The following is a 5936-nucleotide window of genomic DNA, read 5'->3' as shown; positions in this document are numbered from 1 at the left end:
GATGTTAGGTTGGCCCTGCAATTGAGAAAAATAAATATTGAAACATTAATTTAATAGGAAAAATATTTTTAGTGAAATTTACTTTCAGTATAACTAAATCGTTTCATGTCTTCGTATGCTTGTTAGTAAATTGTTTCTTTCATTTGAAAGAAACAATTTATAAGTATAGGAGGATTCAATAATGAAAGTTTTATTCGTTTGTTCTGGAGGAATGTCCAGCGCAATTGTTGTAAACGCTTTAAAAAAAGAAGCAGAGAAAAAAGGTATGAACATGGAAGTGCATGCTATTGGAACAAGTGAGGTGGAGGAAGAAGTAAAGAATGGTTGGGATGTTGTAATGGTTGCACCTCAAGTTAGACATCGATTTGACGCTGTAAAAAAACTTACAGAACAAGAATCTATTCCGTGCGGTATTATTCCGCCGCAAGCATACACGCCGCTTGGTGGACCGACTTTATTAAAAACTGTAAATGAATTAATTAGTTAGGGGGAAGCGTTATGAATAAGTTTGTCACGTTTCTTGATAAAAACTTATCTGGACCGATGGCAAGGCTCTCTGAACAGAGGCATTTACAAGCAATCCGTGATGGAGTTATTTCGGCGTTACCATTTATTATCGTAGGGAGTTTCTTTTTAATAGTAGCATTTCCACCATTACCGAAAGATAGTTTCATATTAGTTTGGGCATTGAAAAATCAAACAAGTATATTAATACCATATCGTTTAACGATGTTTATTATGTCTTTATATATAGCATTTGGTATAGGATACAATTTAGCGAAAAGTTATAAGTTAGATGCTTTATCAGGGGCACAGTTAGCAGTATGCTCACTACTTTTAACATTGACGCCCGAATTAATCGATAAAAAAGGATTTATGCTTCCGATGACAAATCTCGGGGGGCATGGATTATTCGTAACGATGATCGTATCTATTTTATCAGTAGAGATTTTAAGATTTTGTAAGACGAAAAATGTAATGATTAAAATGCCAGAACAAGTACCGCCGTCTGTTTCACGTTCGTTTGAAGCACTTATACCTGCTGCATTCGTAATTATTTTAATGAGTTTAGTAACTGTCGTTTTTAGTATTGATTTACATCATGTAGTTGATAAATTAGCGGCACCGTTAGTAAAAGCTGGTGATAGTTACTTCGGTGTAATCATTCCAGTATTTTTAATTGCATTTTTTTGGTCATTCGGAATCCATGGTGTGTCGGTTGTTGGAACTGTTGCCCGGCCATTATGGGAAGTATATTTAGGGGAAAATGGTGAAGCAGTTGCTAGTGGAGCAAATCAGTTGCCATTCATTTCACCAGAACCATTATACCAATGGTTTATATGGATTGGTGGTTCTGGTGCGACGTTAGGACTTGTATTAGCTATGATTGTATTTGGTCGATCAAAATATTCGAAGGCATTATCAAGAACTTGTATTGTGCCTGGTATCTTTAATATTAATGAACCTGTTATTTTTGGATTGCCAATTGTACTAAACCCAATTTTAATTATCCCATTTATCATTACACCACTAGTAACAGCAACTATTGCATACTCAGCAACTGCGATGGGGTTTGTTACACCAACACATATAATGCCTCCATGGACATTACCAGCTCCAATTGGTGCATATTTAGCCACAGGTGGAGATTGGCGTGCAATTGTATTAGTTTTTATAAACATAGCAATATCATTCCTTATTTATTTACCATTCTTTAAAATGTACGACAAAAACATGCTTGAAATTGAGAAAAATGGTGATGGGGAATCTGTTAATCCGTAAGTTTTATATTTTATTTTTGAGTGATAGGCATTTTGTCTATCACTTCTTTCACATTAAGTCCAGAGAGGGTGAAATGGAATGAATATAAAATTTAGCTATAAAGGTGTATTTTTATTGTTATTTGGAGTGATATGTGCGAATTTACTTTTCGTACCTTTATTAAGAATGCTAAATCTATCACAAATGCATAGTATATGGATCGTTACAAGCATTGCGGCAAGTGTTTTGCTTACGATCGTTGTTTCTTTCATTGATGGCACATTTGTATCGAAAGTCCAGTTGTTTATTAGATTTATATTGTTTTCTGTAGGTTGTACGTTGTTTACTTACATAATTGTTTTTTAGTGAATAGGGGGCATGCATTTTATGTATATTGCAGGGATAATGTCCGGTACATCGTTAGATGGAATAGATGTAGCGCTCGTTCATATAGAAGGGAACGGTGTAGATTCTAAGGTCGAACTCATCCATTTTACTACTGTTCCATTTTGCAATGATATAAAAAATGAGATACAACATGCATTATCAATAGAGAATTCAAATGTGCAACTAATATGTAGTTTAAATTTCAAACTTGGTTTATGTTTCGCCAATGCTGTAAAGGAAGTTTGTAAACAGGCTGATTTGTCGCTAAAACAATTAGATTTAATAGGTTCTCACGGACAAACGATTTATCATCAACCAGCACCAGAAGGTAATATTATTTCTTCAACATTTCAAATTGGGGAACCAGCAGTTATAGCGTATGAAACGAATACAACGGTTATCTCTAACTTTCGAACGATGGATAAGGCAGCAGGGGGACAAGGTGCACCACTTGTACCATATTCAGAGATCATTTTGTATCGCCATCAAACTAAAAATAGATTACTACAAAATATTGGCGGGATTGGTAATGTTACAGTGATTCCAAGTAAACGAAGTAATAAGAGTGTAATTGCTTTTGATACTGGCCCAGGAAATATGGTAATCGATGGTGTATGTCAAAGATTATTTCAGTTGCCATATGATCAAAATGGTAGGATTGCAAAACAAGGAGTAGTTGTAGATGAGATTTTGACGTATTGTATGAACCATCCATTTTTGAAAATGAATCCACCGAAATCAACTGGTAGAGAACAGTTTGGAGAAGAATTTGTAAGTGAATTATTGAAGCGGTTTGAAAAGCATGGTAAAGAAAATCTTTTGACGACTGTCACGATGTTTACAGCAAGTTCAATTGTTCACCATTATAAGAAGTTTATTCTTCCATATTATGAAATCGATGAGGTAATTCTAGGTGGTGGTGGAAGTTATAATGATACACTTGTTGAAATGATACGGAATGGATTGAAAGAAGAAAAATGTGCAATATTCATTCAAGAAGATATAGGCTATTCTTCAGAGGCAAAAGAAGCAATCGCCTTTGCTATTTTAGCAAACGAAACGCATCATCGTAATCCGAGTAATGTGCCAAGCGCAACAGGTGCAAAGCGATCTGTAGTTTTAGGGAATATAACATTCCCTCCAATAAGATGATGAAAATGAGGCGAACATATGAAGTATATGATTGGAGTAGATGGTGGGGGCACGAAGACAGAAGCAATTGCATTTGATCAAGACGGAAACGAAGTTGTAAGAGGTAAGAGTGGGTTTGGAAATATATTAATAGATTATGAAAAAGCAGTTTCGCATATTATGGAGGCGATCGATCAATGCAAGAAAGCTTTAATAGATGGGCACTGCGTTTGTATTTGTTTAGGGTTAGCGGGTATAAGTGGAGCGAATACAAATGAATTAACATTACGATTAATAAAGAAATATGAAACGAAAATTGAAGTTTTTAATGACGCAATGATTGCACATGCAGCTGCTTTAAAAGGTAAGAATGGAATATTAACTATAGGTGGTACAGGTGCAATTTGTATAGGAAAGAAAGACGAAGTGTACGAGTATAGCGGTGGATGGGGACATATTTTAGGGGATGAGGGAAGCGGTTATTGGATTGCGTTACAAGGTTTAAAGAGAATGGCAAATCAATTTGATCAAGGAGTTAGACTTTGTCCATTAAGCTTAAGGATTCAAGACGAGTTTCGACTTTTAACATCATCTCATATAAAAAGACTAGTATATAGTTCTTCAAAAGATAAAGTTGCAGCAATTGCACCATTAATTATAGAGGAAGCGAGGAATGGGAATGATGATGCACATAAAATTATTCTGCAAGCGGCTAAGGAATTAACGATAATTACGGTGAATATTTACAACAAGATGCAGTTTGATTTATCACCTTTAATTGCAGTTAGTGGTAGTATATTGTGTTCAGTACCTGAAATATATGCTGAATTTAAGAAATGCTGTGAGAAAAGAATGGGAGAAGTTATATTTGTATCACCATCAGAAATGGCAGTGAAAGGAACATATCATTTAATGAAGGGTGTATATTTTATAAAATAGAAGTATGAGAATTTTTGTATGATTTGTAAAAATATGATGTTAAAATATACAAAGGGATGTAAAGCAAGAAAAAGTACAATATACATAGTCATTGAATATTGTATAAGTACTCCCATGTAGAAAGTGAATGATTACATGATTAATAGTATGCAATTTTTGTATTTGGTGGCTTCTTATTTATTTGGAAACATATTGACCGCTTATATAGTAACGAAATGGAAACATAATGTTGATATTCGTGAAGAAGGAAGTGGTAATCCTGGCGCAAGAAATATGGGGCGCGTATATGGAAAAGGGTATTTCGTCGCTACATTTTTAGGTGATGCGATCAAAGGGGCAATCGTAGTTTCTATTGCAAAATACCTTTTTGAAGATTCTACATTTGTAATGTTAGCTTTACTGGCTGTTATACTTGGACATATTTACCCAATTTTATTTAAAGGCAAGGGTGGAAAAGGCATTTCAACATTTATTGGAGGATTAATTGCATTTGATTATTTGATAGCGCTTACTCTTATTGCTGTTTTCATTATATTTTATTTAATCTTTAGAGGATTTACTAAGCCCGGACTAATTACAATCACTTGTTTACCAGTTTGCATGATTTTGTATTCTTACTCTATTGTTACGACTATTTTAAGTGCACTTATCATTGTACTTATTTTATATGTAAATCGAGAATGAAATGAACTTTTAATAAGTGGAGTTAATCTCCACTTATAATTTTTATTAAATACATAAAGGAGATACAACATGGGGTTAATTTATAAAGTTGCTGATCAAGCTTGGGAATTTGAAAGTATACATAAATTGAATTATAAAACATTTGTAGAAGAAATTCCGCAACATGAAGAAACGAAAGATCGTGTTCGTATAGATCGTTTCCATGAAGAAAATACATATTTAATTTGTTTAGATGACGATAAGTTAGTAGGTATGGTTGCATTGCGAGGAAAACGACCATTCTCGTTAGATTATAAAATTCCAAATCTAGATTTTTATTTGCAAGAACATGGAGAAAATGTATATGAAATTCGTTTACTTTCAGTAGAACGTGAATATCGAAATGGAAGAGCATTGTTAGGTTTAATTCGCTTTTTACATCGTTATTTGCTTCTAAATGGATATGAATTGGCACTCATTTCTGCTACAACACGTGAACTACCTTTATATGAGCAAATGGGATTCAAATCTTTCCATACGTTAGTTGGTACTGAAGAAGCAGCCTTCCAGCCAATGTATGTTACCCCAGCTATGTTTGAAGAGTCGAGTGTTGGGGGTATTATGACGAAAGAATATACGTTTTTACCTGGTCCAGTGGATATTGAAGAAAATGTTCGAAGGGCATTTTCTACTAAGCCTATTTCGCATCGTTCTAAGTCATTTCAAGTGACAATGGAAAATGTAAAAAAACGTTTATTGCAAATGACAAAAGCAAAACGTGTGCAAATAATGTTAGGAACAGGGACGTTAGCGAATGATGCCATTGCTTTACAGTTGAATTCTTTAAAAGGGAAAGGACTAGTTTTAACAAATGGGGAATTTGGAAATAGGTTAGTGGGACATGCAACACGTGCGCAATTACATTATGATACGCATAAAAAAGAAATGGCAGAGCCGTTTCTTTATACAGAATTAGAAAAAATAATGGCAACTGGAAATTATGAATGGCTTTGGTTTGTTCACCATGAAACATCAACTGGAATGTTAAATAATTT

The 5936-nt window shown here is 34.2% G+C and carries 7 protein-coding genes; all 7 read left to right on the top strand.

The window, feature by feature from the left end; genetic code table 11:
* Positions 1 to 181: 181 nt before the first annotated feature.
* Positions 182 to 487 (top strand): PTS sugar transporter subunit IIB, encoded by a 306-nt coding sequence (locus AB3X49_RS16475; protein ID WP_000865888.1) that lies wholly within the window; start codon positions 182 to 184, stop codon positions 485 to 487.
* Positions 488 to 498: 11 nt separating this feature from the next.
* Positions 499 to 1782: a PTS sugar transporter subunit IIC gene (locus AB3X49_RS16470; protein WP_367963400.1), complete on the top strand. Its 1284-nt coding sequence runs from the start codon at positions 499 to 501 to the stop codon at positions 1780 to 1782.
* Between the two features lie 78 nt (positions 1783 to 1860).
* Positions 1861 to 2127, top strand: coding sequence for a hypothetical protein (locus AB3X49_RS16465; RefSeq protein ID WP_016095317.1), 267 nt, complete (start codon positions 1861 to 1863; stop codon positions 2125 to 2127).
* A gap of 21 nt (positions 2128 to 2148) precedes the next feature.
* A complete protein-coding gene (gene anmK, locus AB3X49_RS16460) occupies positions 2149 to 3300 on the top strand; it encodes an anhydro-N-acetylmuramic acid kinase AnmK (protein ID WP_367963403.1) in 1152 nt (383 codons plus the stop codon).
* A gap of 18 nt (positions 3301 to 3318) precedes the next feature.
* A complete protein-coding gene (locus AB3X49_RS16455; protein ID WP_367963397.1) occupies positions 3319 to 4218 on the top strand; it encodes a BadF/BadG/BcrA/BcrD ATPase family protein in 900 nt (299 codons plus the stop codon).
* Positions 4219 to 4353: 135 nt separating this feature from the next.
* Complete coding sequence (plsY, locus tag AB3X49_RS16450) at positions 4354 to 4902, top strand: glycerol-3-phosphate 1-O-acyltransferase PlsY (RefSeq protein ID WP_367963394.1); 549 nt, start codon at positions 4354 to 4356, stop codon at positions 4900 to 4902.
* A 69-nt stretch (positions 4903 to 4971) separates the two neighbouring features.
* A partial coding sequence (locus tag AB3X49_RS16445; RefSeq protein WP_367963392.1) for a GNAT family N-acetyltransferase occupies positions 4972 to 5936 on the top strand: 965 nt, incomplete at its 3' end.

This window comes from Bacillus sp. C30 (assembly GCF_040838255.1).
Lineage (GTDB): Bacteria > Bacillota > Bacilli > Bacillales > Bacillaceae_G > Bacillus_A > Bacillus_A mycoides.
This window is presented reverse-complemented; position numbering and strand designations above follow the sequence as displayed.